The 15,875-nt window shown below is 59.5% G+C and carries 12 protein-coding genes; 8 read left to right on the top strand and 4 right to left on the bottom strand.

All coding sequences use genetic code 11. The features are described from left to right. The first annotated feature begins 7 nt into the window (after positions 1 to 7). From EQG79_RS19060 to EQG79_RS19095, 8 genes are all read left to right on the top strand, one after another. A complete protein-coding gene (locus EQG79_RS19060; RefSeq protein WP_129603236.1) occupies positions 8 to 1,030 on the top strand; it encodes a beta-ketoacyl synthase N-terminal-like domain-containing protein in 1,023 nt (340 codons plus the stop codon). Positions 1,031 to 1,037: 7 nt separating this feature from the next. Continuing rightward, the gene (locus EQG79_RS19065; protein WP_161492696.1) at positions 1,038 to 1,475 is read left to right on the top strand and encodes a hypothetical protein; all 438 of its coding nucleotides are present in this window, start codon (positions 1,038 to 1,040) and stop codon (positions 1,473 to 1,475) included. Positions 1,476 to 1,518: 43 nt separating this feature from the next. Beyond that, positions 1,519 to 2,697, top strand: a complete 1,179-nt coding sequence (locus tag EQG79_RS19070; RefSeq protein WP_077919550.1) for a class I SAM-dependent methyltransferase — start codon at positions 1,519 to 1,521, stop codon at positions 2,695 to 2,697. A 1-nt stretch (position 2,698) separates the two neighbouring features. After that, positions 2,699 to 3,085 (top strand): hypothetical protein, encoded by a 387-nt coding sequence (locus tag EQG79_RS19075; protein WP_129603238.1) that lies wholly within the window; start codon positions 2,699 to 2,701, stop codon positions 3,083 to 3,085. Positions 3,086 to 3,087: 2 nt separating this feature from the next. Continuing rightward, positions 3,088 to 4,401 carry a glycosyltransferase gene (locus EQG79_RS19080; protein WP_129603240.1) on the top strand — a complete coding sequence of 438 codons (1,314 nt, stop codon included), beginning with the start codon at positions 3,088 to 3,090 and terminating at the stop codon, positions 4,399 to 4,401. Further along, positions 4,398 to 5,717: a phenylacetate--CoA ligase family protein gene (locus EQG79_RS19085; protein WP_077919547.1), complete on the top strand. Its 1,320-nt coding sequence runs from the start codon at positions 4,398 to 4,400 to the stop codon at positions 5,715 to 5,717. The genes EQG79_RS19080 and EQG79_RS19085 overlap by 4 nt, the downstream gene beginning before the upstream one ends. A 21-nt stretch (positions 5,718 to 5,738) precedes the next feature. After that, positions 5,739 to 6,488, top strand: a complete 750-nt coding sequence (locus EQG79_RS19090) for a CPBP family intramembrane glutamic endopeptidase (protein WP_129603241.1) — start codon at positions 5,739 to 5,741, stop codon at positions 6,486 to 6,488. Positions 6,489 to 6,549: 61 nt separating this feature from the next. Next, a complete protein-coding gene (locus tag EQG79_RS19095; RefSeq protein WP_077919545.1) occupies positions 6,550 to 6,732 on the top strand; it encodes a hypothetical protein in 183 nt (60 codons plus the stop codon). Positions 6,733 to 6,737: 5 nt separating this feature from the next. Here EQG79_RS19095 and EQG79_RS19100 read toward each other — a convergent pair whose 3' ends face one another. Genes EQG79_RS19100 through EQG79_RS19115 form a run of 4 tightly spaced genes read right to left on the bottom strand, consistent with a single transcriptional unit; the run spans position 6,738 to position 15,856 of the window. Further along, positions 6,738 to 10,127, bottom strand: coding sequence for a VCBS repeat-containing protein (locus tag EQG79_RS19100; protein WP_129603243.1), 3,390 nt, complete (start codon positions 10,125 to 10,127; stop codon positions 6,738 to 6,740). Then, positions 10,120 to 10,716: a gluconate 2-dehydrogenase subunit 3 family protein gene (locus EQG79_RS19105; RefSeq protein WP_129603245.1), complete on the bottom strand. Its 597-nt coding sequence runs from the start codon at positions 10,714 to 10,716 to the stop codon at positions 10,120 to 10,122. The genes EQG79_RS19100 and EQG79_RS19105 overlap by 8 nt, the downstream gene beginning before the upstream one ends. After that, a complete protein-coding gene (locus EQG79_RS19110) occupies positions 10,713 to 12,437 on the bottom strand; it encodes a GMC oxidoreductase (RefSeq protein WP_129603247.1) in 1,725 nt (574 codons plus the stop codon). Before EQG79_RS19110 ends, EQG79_RS19105 begins: the two co-directional genes overlap by 4 nt. Before the next feature lie 17 nt (positions 12,438 to 12,454). Next, positions 12,455 to 15,856 carry a VCBS repeat-containing protein gene (locus EQG79_RS19115; protein ID WP_240699393.1) on the bottom strand — a complete coding sequence of 1,134 codons (3,402 nt, stop codon included), beginning with the start codon at positions 15,854 to 15,856 and terminating at the stop codon, positions 12,455 to 12,457. Positions 15,857 to 15,875: the final 19 nt, after the last annotated feature.

Genomic DNA, 15,875 nt, shown 5'->3' on the forward strand with positions numbered 1-15,875 from the left:
TGTCGCCATGAAACCCGTTTACATCGAAAGTGTGGCAGGGGTGCCTGCTCAATGGACGCCAACCCCAACGGCGGCCCTGTTCAGGGCCGTTGAACCCGCCTATCAGCAGTTTATCTCGCCGGGCGAGTCGCGCCGGTGGTCCAAGGCCTGCCGGATGGGCGTATACAGTGCCATGCAGGCGCTGCGCCAGGCCAGCGTTACAGACGGGCTCGGGGCTGTTACGGTCGGAACGGGCGTGGGCGGTCTCGACTGTTCCGAGCGGTTTCAGCGCGCCATTGTTGAGCAGCAGGAGTCGGGCCTGTCGCCTACCTTATTTCTACAGTCGCTGCACAGCTCGATTTCGGGCCAGATTGCGCTGTCACTCCAGTGCAAAGGCTATAACATGACCTATACCCACCGGGGTACGGCCTTTGAGAGTGCGCTGCTCGATGCGGCCCTGCTGCTGGACGAAGACCCCGAACTGGGCCGTGTGCTGGTCGGGGGCGTCGATGAGGTAGCGCCGGTATACCTCGAATCGCTCCGCCGGGCGGGGTATCTTCAGCAGCCCGACGCCGACTTTGCCGACGGTATCGTTCCGGGCGAAGGAGCTACCTTCTTTGTGGTCAGTCCGACCGCCACACCCGACTCGCTGGCCGTGGTCCGGGATCTGCGGCTGGTTCATAGCGTTGCCGACGAAACGGCACTGGCTCAGGCCGTAAACGCCCTGCTGGCCGACCACGGGCTGGTCGTGGCCGATCTCGATCTGGTGCTGAGCGGCCTGTGTGGTCAGCCGGTCTGGGACCGGAAACTGGCCGCCTGGATTGGGCAGCTCCCGGCGTCGGTGCCGAGCCTGCCGTTCAAAACCTGGTGTGGCGAGTCGCATACGGCTACGGCTTTTGCAACCGGGCTGGCCGTACGGTTCCTGAACGGTACCTATCCTGAAGAAACCGGAACGTGGCCGCACCCGACACCCCCCAAAACTATTCTGATTGTCAATCATTACCAGGACGCTAACTATGGAATCGTACTGCTCACCGCTGCCGACTGCTGATCCTGGTATGACCGAACCGCTGGTGGCCGGGTCGGAGGCCGTGATGACGTTCATTCCGCACCGCCCCCCGTTTGTACTGGTCGATACGTTGTATGTCTGCACCGACGACGAGGCCGTAGCCAGTTTTACCATTCCCGAAGCGGGGCATGTGCTGGTACAGGACGGTCTGTTTCAGGAGCCAGGGCTGCTCGAGCACCAGGCGCAGGTATCGGCCCTGCAGGCGGGGTACCAGGCCCGGCAGTATCAGCTGCCCCCACAAATGGGCTACGTAGCTGGTTTTCGGCATATTACGATCCACGGCCTGCCCCGCTCGGGCGAGGTCGTAACCACTACCGTTCATACCCTTACCCGCCTGGGTAGCCTTACCGCGCTCCGGGCCGAAACCCGGAGCGAAGCGCGACTGCTGGCCAGCTGCGAGTTTACCGTCGTGCTCGAACCCGCCTGATTCAGACCTTATAAACGCATAGTCAACCAAACCAGGAACCGCCATGATCGCTTCTTACCCTAACGCGTACCTTGCCGATGCGGCTACGTTCGATGACGTAATGCAGCTGTCGGAAACCGAATTTTATCAGGCCGAAACGCTGCTCAACGCCTATACGGCGGGTATGACGCTGGCTGTGTTCCAGCGTATGGGCCTTTTCAGGGCCGCCACCGACGGCTATACCCCCGACGCGCTGAAAGCTGCTATCGGGCTGGCACCGGAGCATAGCCGGCTGCTGGATGCCCTGCTCGACATACTCGAACGGAGCCAGTACCTGACCCGCACCGCCGATCGGTACGTGGCCACCGCCCTGGTCGACACCGCCGATACGCAGCAGCAGCTTCGAAACTACCGCGATCATCAGCAGGAAACCCTGTACATGTCGGCGGCAGCCTGGGCGTTCATCGAAGCGACGGTACGGCTCGAAGCGATATGTTTTGAAGCCATGCCCGACATGCTCGCGGGTCGGCGAACCTACCTCGACGTGATGTTTCCCAACGGCGACCTGACGCTGGTAGCCGCTATCTATAAAGGCACCATTCAGCAGTACCTGAACGGGCGCGTGGCCAGCCGGGTGCGCGAACTGGTTGAAGAGAAACTAGCGCTCTACGGCTCCGTTACCCTGCTCGAAGTAGGCGCCGGAACGGGTGGCACTACAGCCCTGATCTTCAAGGAGCTGGAAAGTCTGAATCCCAATGCGCTGACGTACTGGTATACCGATATTTCGGCCGGTTTTACGCGGGTGGGCAAACGGGAGTTCGGCGCCCGCTACCCGTTCGTGCAGTACAAACCCCTCGACATCAACCGCCCGGTCGACGCGCAGGGGTTCGTGCCGGGCAGCGTCGATATCGTGATCTGTAATAATGTGCTTCATGCCACGCCCAGCATGGCCGGGGCGCTTACCCACACGTCGCAACTCCTGCGCGATGGCGGGCATGTGGTGGTCAACGATCTCACCCAGCGGCTCGATTTCAATACCGTTACGTTTGGCTTTACCCGCGAGTGGTGGAACTTCACCGATCCGGAGTGGCGGATTCCGCACGCGCCCGTGCTGACCAACCGCGCCTGGCGGAAGCTGCTGGCCGAGTACAACTACACCCACGTAACGGTAGAGGGCGTGCCGGGTATGCCGGAAGAGAAGTTGCACCAGAGCCTGATCGTTGCGCAACTCAGCCAGCCGTAATATGCAGCCTTTTCTACATCAGACCGGGTTCTACACCATCCGCACCTGCACCGGCGATCGGCAGCAGCTCCGGGCTACCATCTGCTTCAACCGCGACCACACTATCTATGCCGGTCACTTCCCCGATAGGCCTATTACGCCGGGCGTTTGTCTCTATCAGCTCGTCAAAGAAATCGGTATGCTGGGCTGGCAACTGCCGCTACGGCTGCTGCGGGCGGGTTCAATGAAGTTTTTACGGCTCGTGCCCCCCACCGATCCTGACATTATCGTGAGCCTGCGCGCCGACTGGACCGACGAAACTACGGTCAGCGTAGCGGCCACCGTTCAGTCGGGCGAGCACGTGGCCGGCAAGTTTCAGGTTGTTTTTTCCACCTTATCGTATTCCTGACGATGGCACACTTCGGCATACTTATTCCACCCACGCAGGGGCATCTGCTTCCGTTTCTGGCCCTGTCGCGCACGCTTATGCAGCGAAATCACCGGCTCACGGTCTTCGGCATCGCTGATCTGCAGAAAAGCGTAGAACGGGCAGGCGTTGGCTTTCGGGCCATTGGCGAAGCCGCCTTTCCGGTTGGGTCGTCGCAGCGGTTTCAGCAGGCCATGAACCGGTTTAGCGGGCTGGAAGCCATGCTCCACTGGAACGACCATAACGTACAAACCGCCCGCACGCTGGCTCCTGAACTGCTCGACTGCCTGCCACAGGCCGGGCTCGACGGTCTGCTTATCGACCAGATCGACCTGCTGGGTGCGTCCATTGCCGAAGCGCTGAGCCTGCCTTTCGTGACAATCTGCGTGGCCGAGCCTTTCAACTGGGAGCCAACCATCCCGCCTACCTTTGTCGACTTCGAATACAACCCTACGGCCTATGGCGAGTCGATGTACGGCATGATGATGAAGCGGATTCTGCGCGACTTCAACCCCGTCATCGACTGTATCCAGACGTTCCGGCAGGAGCAGGGCCTGGCGCCCTACGACCCCATGACGTGCCTGTATCCGGTATCGCCCCTGGCCCAGATTGCGCAACTGCCGCAGTTCCTCGACCTGCCCCGGCAGGCATTACCCGACTCGTTTCTGTACGCCGGGCCGTTTGCGCACCCGCACGAAACGGCCATTGCGTTTCCGTACGAGCGGCTCGACGGCCGACCGCTGGTCTATGCCTCAATGGGTACGCTGGTAAACGGGAAATATGCGCTGCTGCGATCCATTGCCGAAGCCTGTGCTGCGATGGGTTTTCAGGCCGTGATGCCGATCGGTATGGGGGGCGATGTGGCGGAATTTGCCGATCTGCCGGGTAATCCGGTGGTGGTGGAGTTTGCTCCGCAGCGCGACCTGCTCCGCCAGTCTCATCTGCTGATTACCCATGCGGGTCTGAATACGGTGCTGGACGGCATCCGGGCGGGTGTGCCGATGGTGGCTATCCCGATCTCGCTCGATCAGCCCGGTACGGCTACGCGGGTCAAGTGGGCCGGGCTGGGCGAGGTGGTCTCGTACCGGCGGGCTTCGACCGCTACGATTCTGGCAGCCATGCAGACCGTCTGTACGCAGCCTGCCTACCGGGAGCGCGCCCTGCACTGGCAATCGGCCATGAACCAGCTCGACGGCGCTACCACAGCCGCCGACCGGATCGAAGCCGCTTTGGTGACGAACGCCCGGCCAACGTTGATGGATGTAGTGATCGCTGACGAAGAACCCTCTTTTGTATGAGTAAGCACCGATTTCTTCCGGATCTGGAAACGGCCTCGCCCGATCAGAGCCGACAGTGGCAGGCGCAGCAGCTGGTCCGGCTCCTGCGTTACGTACGTCGCCATTCGCCTTACTACCAGCGCGTGTTTCGGACGCAGGGCCTATCGATCGATGCTATACGAACGCTGAACGATCTGACGCAGCTGCCCGTAACGACCAAGACCGACCTGCAACTCCACAACGCCGACTTTCTGTGCGTACCCCGCTCGCGCATTGTCGATTACGTGAACACCTCGGGTAGTCTGGGTAGTGCCGTATCGGTAGCCCTGACCGAGCGGGATCTGAAGCGGCTGGCTTATAACGAAGCGTTGTCGTTGGCCTGTGCCGATGGGAGCCGCAGCGATGTGTACCAGCTGACAACCACCCTCGACAAACGGTTTATGGCTGGTATGGCCTATTTTATGGGCATCCGTAAGCTGGGCGCGGGGGTAATCCGAACGGGTAGCGGCCTGCCCGGTATGCAGTGGGATACCATTGCGCAAATACAGCCCACGGCACTAATTGCCGTACCAAGTTTTGTGGTAACCATGCTCGACTATGCCGAAGCTAACGGCATCGACTATGCCGCCAGCAGCATCCGAAAGATCGTATGCGTAGGTGAAAACCTCCGAACGGCCGGGTTCGGCCTGAATGCACTCGGTCGGCGGATTCAGGACCGGTGGCCGCAGGTTCGGCTCTACTCGACCTATGCCTCTACCGAAATGGGCGCGGCTTTTACAGAATGTACACACGGGCAGGGGGGGCATCATCACCCCGAACTGCTGATCATCGAGCTGCTCGATGCCAACAACCAGCCCGTCGGTCCCGGCGAGTACGGCGAATTGACCATTACGACGCTGGGGGTAGAGGGTATGCCGCTGCTACGTTTCAAAACCGGCGATATCTGCCAGCTTCATACCGAGCCCTGCGCCTGTGGCCGCACCACGGCGCGCATCAGCCCTATTGCGGGCCGGAAACAACAGATGCTGAAAGTAAAAGGAACAACGTTGTTCCCACAGGCTATCTACGACGTGCTGAACGAGCTCCCCGCCGTAGAAAACTACCAGATCGAAGTACACAGTAACGTGCTCGATCTGGACGAAGTAACCGTTAACCTCGGCCTGCGCGAGCCCTCAGATTGGCTGGTGGAGCAGATTCGGCACCGGCTCACGGCCCGGCTGCGGGTTACGCCTGCGCTGAAGACCTACTCGCCCGCCGATGTGCATCAGCGCCTGTTTACCGGTTACAGCCGGAAACCCCGGATTTTTGTCGATCATCGGTCAAACCTATTGGTATAACTTTCCCTAACCTCAACTGCCATGACCTCACTCGCTCACTCCTCCTACGACTTCCGCGCCATTGACTGGAAGCGCATAGGTCTGTTCTGGCTCCTGGCCTGTCTGATTTCCTGGGGGGGTAGTTATATGGCCGGGGCGCTGATGCCCGCCGGAAGCTGGGCCGCCAGCAGGATTGATACCAGTATTCCGGTGTCGCTGGGGCCATTGCTGGCCGGGCTTCTCGTATTTCGGCGGGTCGGGCCGGTGTCCTGGGCCGGGTCGCAGCCGCTGCGGTCGTGGCTGATCCTGGCCTTGCTGCCGCTGGGATGGCTGGTAGCGGCCGGTACGGGCTACGACATTACGACCGACGCCCTGACCCGAAACGTGCTGTTTACCGTGTCGGTGCTGGTGTACTGCGTGGGCGAAGAATGGGGCTGGCGTGGGTTCCTGTACGAAGCGCTGCTGCCGCTGCCCGTCATGACGCGGAGTGTGGTAAGTGGCCTGCTCTGGTTCGGCTGGCATTTTGTGTTCTACAAAGACCTGTTGAACCTGAACTTCGCGCTTACGTTTCTGGGCATGATTCTGATTGGTGCCTACGGCCTGAATGCGGCCGTGACCCGAACCCGATCCGTAGCGGTGGTTGTCTGCCTGCATGCGCTGACCAAAACCAGTTTGCCCGCGCCCTACTCGTGGGCCGTAATTGGGGCCATCATAGTTCTGCTGATTACCTGGCCATCGAACCGGGTTACAACGCCAGTAGACGCCGAGACTCTCGTACCCGAAGAACACTGATCCTATCTTCCGTGAAGAGGCTATTATATCGTCTGACAATCCTGTTAAACCTATATGCGCCATGCTGGTACACGAACAAATTGCCTTGCTGCATCAGCAGATCGATCTGCTGACCGAACACATCCGTACCCTGGCCAGCCGGGGAAACCAGGACGCCCCCGCTGATCCTAAACCGGCCGATACCGAGCCGAGCCGTATCCGGGCTCATGCCGAGCAGGCTGCCAGTCGTTACGCCGTCGCCTGAACCGACTACCGCCCGGCCGATGACCTGGTCAGAGCTGGTTGCAGCAGCAGCAGCGAGTCGTTGTTGCGGGCAATGGCCAGCGCGGGCCTGCTTCCGATCCGCAGGGGCAGTATGCGTTTGACCTGCCCGGTCAGGGGTGGGCCGTTCAGGCGTGTCGGTTCAAACCGGCATTGTCCTTTATTGATCAGTACGAGGCCATAATCGGCATCGTAGCGCCCCATCTGAATGTTGCAGCCGTAGAAATTGCCGCCCATGAGCACATCGGGCAAGTTATCGCCGTTGGCATCGATGACGGTAGCGGCCTGATAGGGCGCCAATTGCGCCAACATCGGCAGCGGCCGGGCCGAGAACCGACCGTTGCCCTCGTTAACCAGCATCAGGTTCTCGAAGGTGTTGGCTTCGAGCCGGCGGGCGTCGGTCAGGTTATCGGCACCGATGAGGTCGGCAATACTGGCTCGGGCAAAGTCGCGGGCGTAGATGAACTTCTTCTTGATAAAGGGAAACTGCTTCTCGGTTTCGGCTTTGTTGGCAAACAGCACCTCTTCGTTACCCAGGTAGTAGGTTAGCAGCTGATCCGTTTTCTGATTATGGTCAAAGTCGCCCACGTACAGCCGGACAGGCTGCTCAACGCTGGCGTGCAGCCGGCTGTTGAGCCCCAGGTTGCCCACCAGTATGTCGAGATCGCCATCGTTGTCGAAATCGTGGGGCAGGCTGAAGTTCCACCAGCCTTTCAGGTCGGTCAGCATCCGTTTGGTAAAGTGGCCCTGCCGGTTTTCGAGCAGGCAGATGCCATCCCATTCCAGCGTCAGCAGCAGGTCGGGGTCGTGGTCGGCATCGAAATCGACCCATTCGGCCTGTTTGACCAGACCGATCGTGGCGGCTTCCGGAGCCTGGCGGGCGGTCATGTCGGTAAAGCGGCCGGTGCCATCGTTCCGCAGCAGGTAGGAGCGGGGCGGCATGCCGTACTCGAACGGAATGGTTCGGCCGCCAATGAACAGTTCCGGCTTTCCGTCGCCGGTGAGGTCGGTAGCCCGTACGCAGGCCGCCGTGAGATAGATACCCGGAAAAGCATCGGGTTTGCGGCTGAACTGCCCGCGCCCGTCGTTCAGGTACAGGCGGGGCTGGGTATACTCGGAGGTGCCCCGGTATTCGTTGCCTCCGCTGGCCACCACCAGATCGGGGTCAGCGTCGCCGTCGACGTCGGCAAACACGGCGTCAACATCTTCGTAGACGCTGTCGCGGTCAAAGGCTGGCTGGTAGGTCTGGCTAAACGTACCATTGGGTTGCTGCACAAACAGGCCGCTTTTGCCATCCCGCGCCGAACCAACAAATACGTCGTCGCGTCCGTCGCGGTTTACGTCGGCAACCGCCAGCGGTGGGCCTTCGGCCGACATCATGTGCGGAATCAGGGCTTCGCGGTCAAACTCGTTGAAGTTGTTTTCCTGATGCTGGTAAATCAGGTTTGCCGGGCGGGTAATATCGGTAAAGGCGGTTGTCCGGGGCTGGCGGGGCCGGTGAGCCGCGTAGTCGAAGCGGGGCAGGCCGGGCTGGTAGCGGAGCGAGATAACCCGCTGGCTGCTGTCGGGCATGACGCGCTGGTAGCGGTTGTCGGGCCAGACGACCAGCATCGAATCGATGGTAGCCCGGCGGCCCAGCCCGACTGTGAGCGGCCCTTCCATACTCGACTGAAAGCCCCGCACCGGAAATTTTTCGTAGCTCAGTACCTCGCCCTTTCTGTAAATCAGGCACTTTGCGCCGATGGCGTTCCGGTTGGGAGCTGCGCCCGTCAGCCGGATAGTCAGCGACTGGTTGCCGGGTGCATAGGTGTCGGACAGATTTTCGTAGACGAAGGGGTGGTCGTTGATGTTGTTGGTCACCACGTCGAGGTCGCCGTCGTTGTCGAGGTCGGCGTAGATGGCTCCGTTCGAATAGGCGGGTTTGTCGTTGTCGATGGTAGCGGCCAGGTCCTGAAACCGGAGGTCGGGCTGGTTGCGAAAAAACTTGTTGGGCAGTTTGATCTCGGGCAGCTTGTCGGTCAGCGACTGGTCGTTTTCGGTAAACTCCTTCCGGTCCATGCGCGCCTGTATGGTTTCGTTGGATACGAACGCGATGTAGTCGATGTCGTTCATGCGCTTCGGAATCCCGTTCGAGATGAACAGGTCTTTGCGGCCGTCGTTGTCGAAATCCATGAACAGGGGCGACCAGGACCAGTCGGTAGCGTGGACCCCGGCATACATACCGATCTCCGAGAACGTGTTGTTCCCGTTGTTAAGCTGGAGGTTGTTGCGCGCAAACTGGTAATTATAGCCCTGCCTGATTTTGTATTTGAAGATGTTGTACGAGTCTTCGCCCTCCGACCGTTTCAGAATCTCGCGGTCGAACGGAAGCATGTCGAGCGAGATGATTTCCGGAAACGCATCGTTGTTGATATCGGCAATGTCGATGCCCATCGAGAACTGGCTCGTATGCCGGATCTGGCGGTCGAGCTCCTCCCGAAAAAGCCGCGCTCCGGTTTTGGGGTCGGGCTGGTTGATGTACAGATAGTCGTTCTCGTGAAAGTCGTTGCCGATGTACAGATCGGGATAGCCATCGAAGTTCACATCGCCCGTACCTACGCCCAGCCCGTAGCCCAGCACATCGCTGATCACGCCAGCCTGCTGCGTCACCTCCACGAACGAAACGGGCTGGCCGGGTCCCCGCTCAACGCTCATGTTACGGAAGAGCCGGTCGCCGGCGGTTGAATGCGGTTTTCCCTGGAAAGCGCTTCGGAAGCCGAACGTGCCGTTCTGGTGGAGTGAGTGGTTAAGCTGAAACAGATCCAGGTCGCCGTCGGCATCGTAGTCGATGAAGGCTGCCTGGGTACCCAGCCCAACCAGATCGAGCCCATACTCGGCAGCGCGTTCGTCGTATACGGGTACGCCCGCTTTGGTAATTTCGCGGCAGACGAAGAGCCGGTTATGCCCTTTGAAATCGGCGTAGCCGCTGACCTGGCTGATATACAGGTCGAGCAAACCGTCCTGGTTGATATCAACGACCGACACACCATTGGCCCAGCCTTTGCCGGTATTGATACCGGTCTGTTCGGTAACGTCGGTAAACCGGAGCTGGCCCTTGTTCAGGTACAGGCGGTTGGGGCCGGTATTGGCCGTGAAGCACAAATCGACCAGCCCGTCGTTGTTGAAATCGCCAGCTCCCACGCCACTTCCGTTGTAGAAGTACATGTAGCTGAAGATATTCAGCTCGTTGGTCGGCACCAGCTCGTTCGTGAAGGAAATGCCGGTACGGGTCGCGTCGAGCAACCGGAAGGTAGCTGGCTGACGGTCGGCTTTCTGGCAGGTAAACAGGGTCAGTGCTACCGATGCCGCAGCGAAAAGAGAACAGATGCGGTTATTCATTCCAGGCATTCATACCCGAAGCGGGCAGGGGCATACAGGCAATGAAGTTGCCCGGCAGCGGATCGTAACTCAGAATTTTTTTGCCAACCTGTTCGCTGGTGAAGTAGCCAAGCAGGGTGAGCCCTTTCAGCTGGCGGTAGAAGGCCGTTGGCGGACTGTCTTCCAGCGTAATGCCCCAGAGCGAGAGCGGTGTTTTGGCAGCCTCGTGGTCCAGCCTGAGCAGCAGGGCCTCGCGCTGGGCAGGTGTAGCCTCAACAAACGAGGTGCCGTAAGCCTCTTCGGCGGCTTCGTCGAGCGCGTTCAGCCCGTCGATGAAGCGGGCCTGTTCGTCTTCCGAGAGGAGGTCGTTCAGCATCTTGTCGATGAACTGTGGCACCCCGATGTCTTTGGCGCCCGGCGTACCGGTGCGGGGCAGAATGGTTTCGGCAATTTCGGTAATGGTATTGGCCTGGCTATCGGTCAGGAAAATGGGCTCCCAGGTCAGGGAAACGGGTTTCGAACAGGCCGTAAACAGCTCGCTCAATGCCCCGACCGAGACGGAGTAGCCCATAAACAGAGCCGATTGTTTGAGTACGTCCCGGCGGTTCATAGCTCGTGGCGGTTTAAGGATCGGGTGGCAAAATCAACGGCCCGGGCGGTTAGGGCCATATACGTAATAGACGGGTTTACGCAGGACGAAGAGGTCATACAGGCGCCATCGGTCACGAACAGGTTGCTACAACCCCAGACCTGGTTGTTGCCGTTCAGGACCGACGTTTTCGGATCACGACCCATACGGGCCGTGCCCATTTCGTGAACGCCGACACCCATGCCGCCCGAGTGGTCGAACGTTTTAATATTGCTGAGGCCGCTGGCTTCGAGCATATCGGCCGCATCGGCCATCATCTGTTTGCGCATGGCCCGCTCGTTGGCTCCAAAGTCGGCATCGAACACCAGCGTGGGCAGGCCCCACTGGTCTTTTTTATTCGGGCTCAGCGTCACTTTATTGTTATGGTCGGGCAGCACCTCGCCGAACCCCATCAGCCCCATACTCCAGCCACCGGGTTTGAAGAGGCTGTCTTTGAAGGACGCTCCTACGCCCGGCTGGTTGACGCCCGCGCCCCAGTTGTCGCGTCCGGCGCCCGCCCCCTGATAGTCGTAGCCCCGCAGGAAGTTGGGGTTTCTGGTGCTGGCATCGAGGTTGACGTAGCGCGGAATGAACAACCCGCCGGGTCGCCGTCCTTTATAGTACTGGTCTTCGAAGCCATCGTAAGTGCCCACGGCTCCCACGTGATAGTGGTGATCCATGATATTATGCCCCAGCTCGCCACTGTCGTTGCCTAGTCCGTTGGGAAAACGCCGGGATCTGGAGTTCAGCAGGATTTGGGTCGATGCCATCGACGACGCGCAGCAGAAGATCAGTTTCGCGTAGAACTCGGTCATCTCTTTCGTTTCCCGATCCACGACCCGCACGCCGGTTGCTTTGCCGGCTTTCTCATCGAAAATAATGGAATGGACCACCGAGTTGGGCCGGATTGTGAAGTTGCCGGTTCGGTTGGCTGCTGGCAGGGTAGCCGCGTTGCTGCTGAAGTAAGCGCCGTACGGGCAGCCCCGCGAGCAGCGATTGCGGTTCTGGCATTGGGCCCGGCCCAGCTCCTGATGCCAGGGCTGGGGGTCGGTCAGGTGCGCTACCCGCCCAATGGTGACGGGGCGGTTGCTGAATTTTTTCATGACGGCCTGCTTGACGTGGTTCTCCATGCAGTTCAGCTCCATCGGTGGCAGAAAATAGCCATCGGGCAGGTGGGCGAGGCCCAGTTTTTCGCCACTGATGCCGACAAATTTCTCAACGTATGTATACCAGGGCTCCAGGTCTTTGTAGCGAATGGGCCAGTCGATGGCAATACCTTCGCGGGCGTTGGCCGTAAAGTCGAGGTCGCTCCATCGGTAGCAGTGCCTGCCCCAGATCAGCGACCGGCCGCCGGTCTGGTTACCCCGTATCCAGTCGAAGGGCCTGATCTCCTCGTAGGGATCGTCAATGTCTTTGGTGAAAAAATGCTTGGTGCTCTCGCCCACGAACCCGCTGCGAACCTGCACGTAGTACTCTTTCTGGTCCTGATGGCTCAGGTTACCCCGGTGCGTGAAGTCCCAGTGGTCGTGGTTCATGGTCGGGTAGTCGTCGATGTGGTTGACGAGCCGTCCTTTCTCCAGCACCAGCGTTTTCAGGCCTTTCTCGCAGAGTTCTTTAGCGGCCCAGCCCCCGCTGATGCCGGACCCGATCACGATGGCATCGTACCGGTGAGTTTTCGTAACAGTGGTGTTGAGGTTCGCCATGGTTTTTTACGGCAGCATCAGTGACTGATGTGGTACAGACTGGGTTTCGACTGGTTGGCTAAGGTAAGCAAATGGATTTGCTGACCGATGCGTAAGGGGCTGATTTGCTTGACCTCCCCGGTTTCCAGATAACCGCTTTGCCGGGTTGGTACTACGCTGAACTGTCCCCGGCGCTGGTTCAGCAGGACCAGGCCCCGGCAGGCGTCCAGCCGACCGAACTGCGGAATGAACTGGGTAAAGTTGCCGCCCAGAATCAGGTCGTTCAGGCCGTCGGCGTTTACGTCCTGCCAGGCTATGGCGTTTACGCACGACAGCTGCACCGGAGCCGGTAGTGCCTGGAGCGTAAACCGGCCCGCCCCGTTGTTGAGCGCAATGGCCGACTGGCAGTAGCTAACCGTTCGCGTCTGGCTGGTCGCCAGAATCTCATCCTGAAACAGGTCCTGAATCGATTTGCGGGCGTAGTCGGCATGTTTCAAACTCTGGCGTTTTAGAAAAGGAAACTGGTCGGTCATTTCGCGCTTCAGGAAAACCGGCATCAGGCGATGGTCGGCACTGGTTCGGGTCATGATCTTGTCCAGTCGATCATTCTTGTCGAAGTCGTTGACGAACAGGGTCAGCGGCTGGTCTGGCGTACCGCGCAGGGCGCTGTTCAGGCCCAGATTGCCGAGTACCAGATCCGTATCGCCATCGTTGTCTACGTCGGCGGCTTTGAGGCTGCCCCAGAACCCGGTAAACGCATCGAGGCCGGTATCTACTTTTCTAAACATACCGCCCTGGACCGAAAATACCTGCGGAGCCATCCAGTCGCCGGCCACAACCAGGTCGGGCCGTTTGTCGCCGGTAACGTCGGTCCAGGCCGCATCGCGTACCATGCCGAGCGCGGCAAACTCCGGTGCGAACCGGGCCGATACGTCCTGGAAATAGCCCCCGCCGTCGTTCTGAAGGAGGTAGCTCGGTGGAGTGAGACCGTACTCCTGCGGGTAACTCCGGCTACCGACAAAGAGGTCCAGGTCGCCATCGCCATCGTAATCCATCGGAACGATAACGCCTGTATTCATGCCGGTTGGCGGCAGGGCGCGGCCGTTCAGGGTAAACTGGCCGTGGCCGTCGTTCAGGTACAGTCGGTTCATCAGTTCCGGCGAACCGGCCGCAACCTGGTTGCCTCCGCTCCCGATGACCAGGTCCAGATCGCCGTCGTTGTCGGCGTCGAAGAGCTGGGCGGCCGTATCTTCAAAGGAGGCAAGCCGGGTAAAAATGGTCTGGGCTGAGGGCTGAAATCCGGTGGCCGTCTGCCGATAAAGCTGGCCGGGCTGCCCTTTGGCTCCGCCGATGTAAAGGTCATCGCGCCCGTCGCCGTCGACGTCGCCGATGGCGGCTTTGGGCCCTTCGGTCGAGAGTCGGGCGGGGATGTTTCGTTCGTTATAAAAATCGTCGTATGGGTCTTCCCGGTGCGCAACGAAGGGCGACTGTATCCGTTCGAGCAGAGTGGGGCCGGTGCGTTGGGGCCGGACCGGGGCCGGGGGCCGAGCGTCGCGGATGGAGAGGGTGAGGAGTCGGTCGGTTTTGGGTGCGTTGATCAGACTGACGCGCCCGTCATACCACCGGATGCGGAGCGAGTCGGGCTGCCCGATGGCGCCCAGTCCGAGCGTTTGTACGTACTCGGTGCTGGACTGAAAACCGCGGGAGGGCGCCAGGTAGCGGCTGATAACCTGCCCCCGGTGAATCAGTTCGATGGTTGAGCCGATGGCAAAGGTATTGAGTCCCTCGCCTACCAGTTTTACTTTCAGATAATGATGGTCCGGCGCTTTCTGTCCGGCGTGGTTCTGGTAGATGAGGCAGGGCTGGTTTACGGTGTTGACAACCAGGTCGAGGTCACCGTCGTTGTCGAGGTCGGCGTAGGCGGCTCCGTTTGAGAACGACGGGTCGCCGAGGCCCATCTGCCGGGCGTTTTCGGTAAACGTCAGGTTGCGGTTATTATGAAAGAAGGTATTCGGAATAGGAGTAGAGGGCATGTTGCGCACGACCTCGTCGAACTCTTTCTTTTTGCCGGACATGGCCTTGGTCTGGGCCAGATCGTTAGCGAAGAAATCGATAAAGTCCTGATCGATGACGTCGTGGTAAATGCCGTTACAGACATAGATATCGTTGTATCCGTCGTTATCGGCGTCGAACAGCAGCGCCCCCCAGCTCCAGTCGCTGGCGGCCACGTCGGCATAATAGGCAATTTCGCTGAAGGTGCCGTCCTGGTTGTTGAGCTGGAGGCAGTTTTGCTGATACTGATTATAGAAGCCGCGCTCTTTTTTGAGGTTGAAGAGATAATGATTCTCGAACGAGGAGGTTGTTTTCTTCCGAAATTCATCGCGGGGCAGCATCTCGGTCGTGAACAGTTCGGGATAGCCGTCGTTGTTGATATCGCCCAGATCGGCGCCCATAGACGCGATGCTGAGATGGTTCATCCGGCGCTCGATGTCTTCGCGGAAGGTGCCGTCCTGGTTATTGATATAGAGGTAGTCTTTTTCAAAAAAGTCATTGGAAACGTAAACGTCGGGCCAGCTATCGTTGTTGACGTCGCCGATGGTCACGCCCAGCCCGAACCCGATCAGGCTGCTGTAAATACCGGCCTGCTCACTCACGTCGACAAATACCGGCGTCCGAACCGGCTTGGTTTCTGCCCCGCGCTCTACCGTCATATTGCGCATAAGTCGGTCACCACCGCCTTTGAGAAAATCCTTGACGGGCCAGTCTTTAGCCCGCAGCGTTCGGTTGTTGGCAAAGTCGAGGGTATTGACGGGGATGAAGCTATTGTTGAGAATATAGCAGTCGAGGTCACCATCGCGGTCGTAGTCGAAAAAGGCCGCGTGGGTAGTGTAGCCGTTATCGTCGAGTCCGTACTGACGGGCCGATTCGGTAAAGGTCGGTACGCCGTTTTTCAGGCCGTTATTGATGTAGAGTTCGTTATGCTGGCCAATGCCTTTTTGATAACCCGCGTAGCAGACGTAAATATCGAGCCAGCCGTCGCTGTTGATATCGACCATGACGACGCCGGTGCCCCACTTGCCCGTACCGCCCACGCCTGCCTGGTCGGTAATATCGGTAAACTGCCAGTTGCCCGTGCCGGGTTTGGTCTGGTTGAGGTACAGCTTGTTGGCGCCCATGTTAGCCGTGAAGTAAACATCGGGCAGGCCGTCGTTGGTGAGGTCGCCCACGGCTACGCCCCCGCCATTATAGAAGTTGCGGTAGTTGAAGATGTTGAAATCTTCGCGGTTGACCACCTTGTTCTCGAACGTGATGCCGATCCGGTCGTTATCCATTCGCTCGAACAGGGCTTTATCGGCCGGGGTCGAGCAGGCGAAGAGACTGGCCAGCAGGGCGAGTACAACAGCCGGTACTAAAGCCGGACGAAATAGGGTTGAATTCACGCGGTTGCGTCGTTACGGT

It is taken from the genome of Spirosoma sordidisoli, from assembly GCF_004138325.1.
Lineage (GTDB): Bacteria > Bacteroidota > Bacteroidia > Cytophagales > Spirosomataceae > Spirosoma > Spirosoma sordidisoli.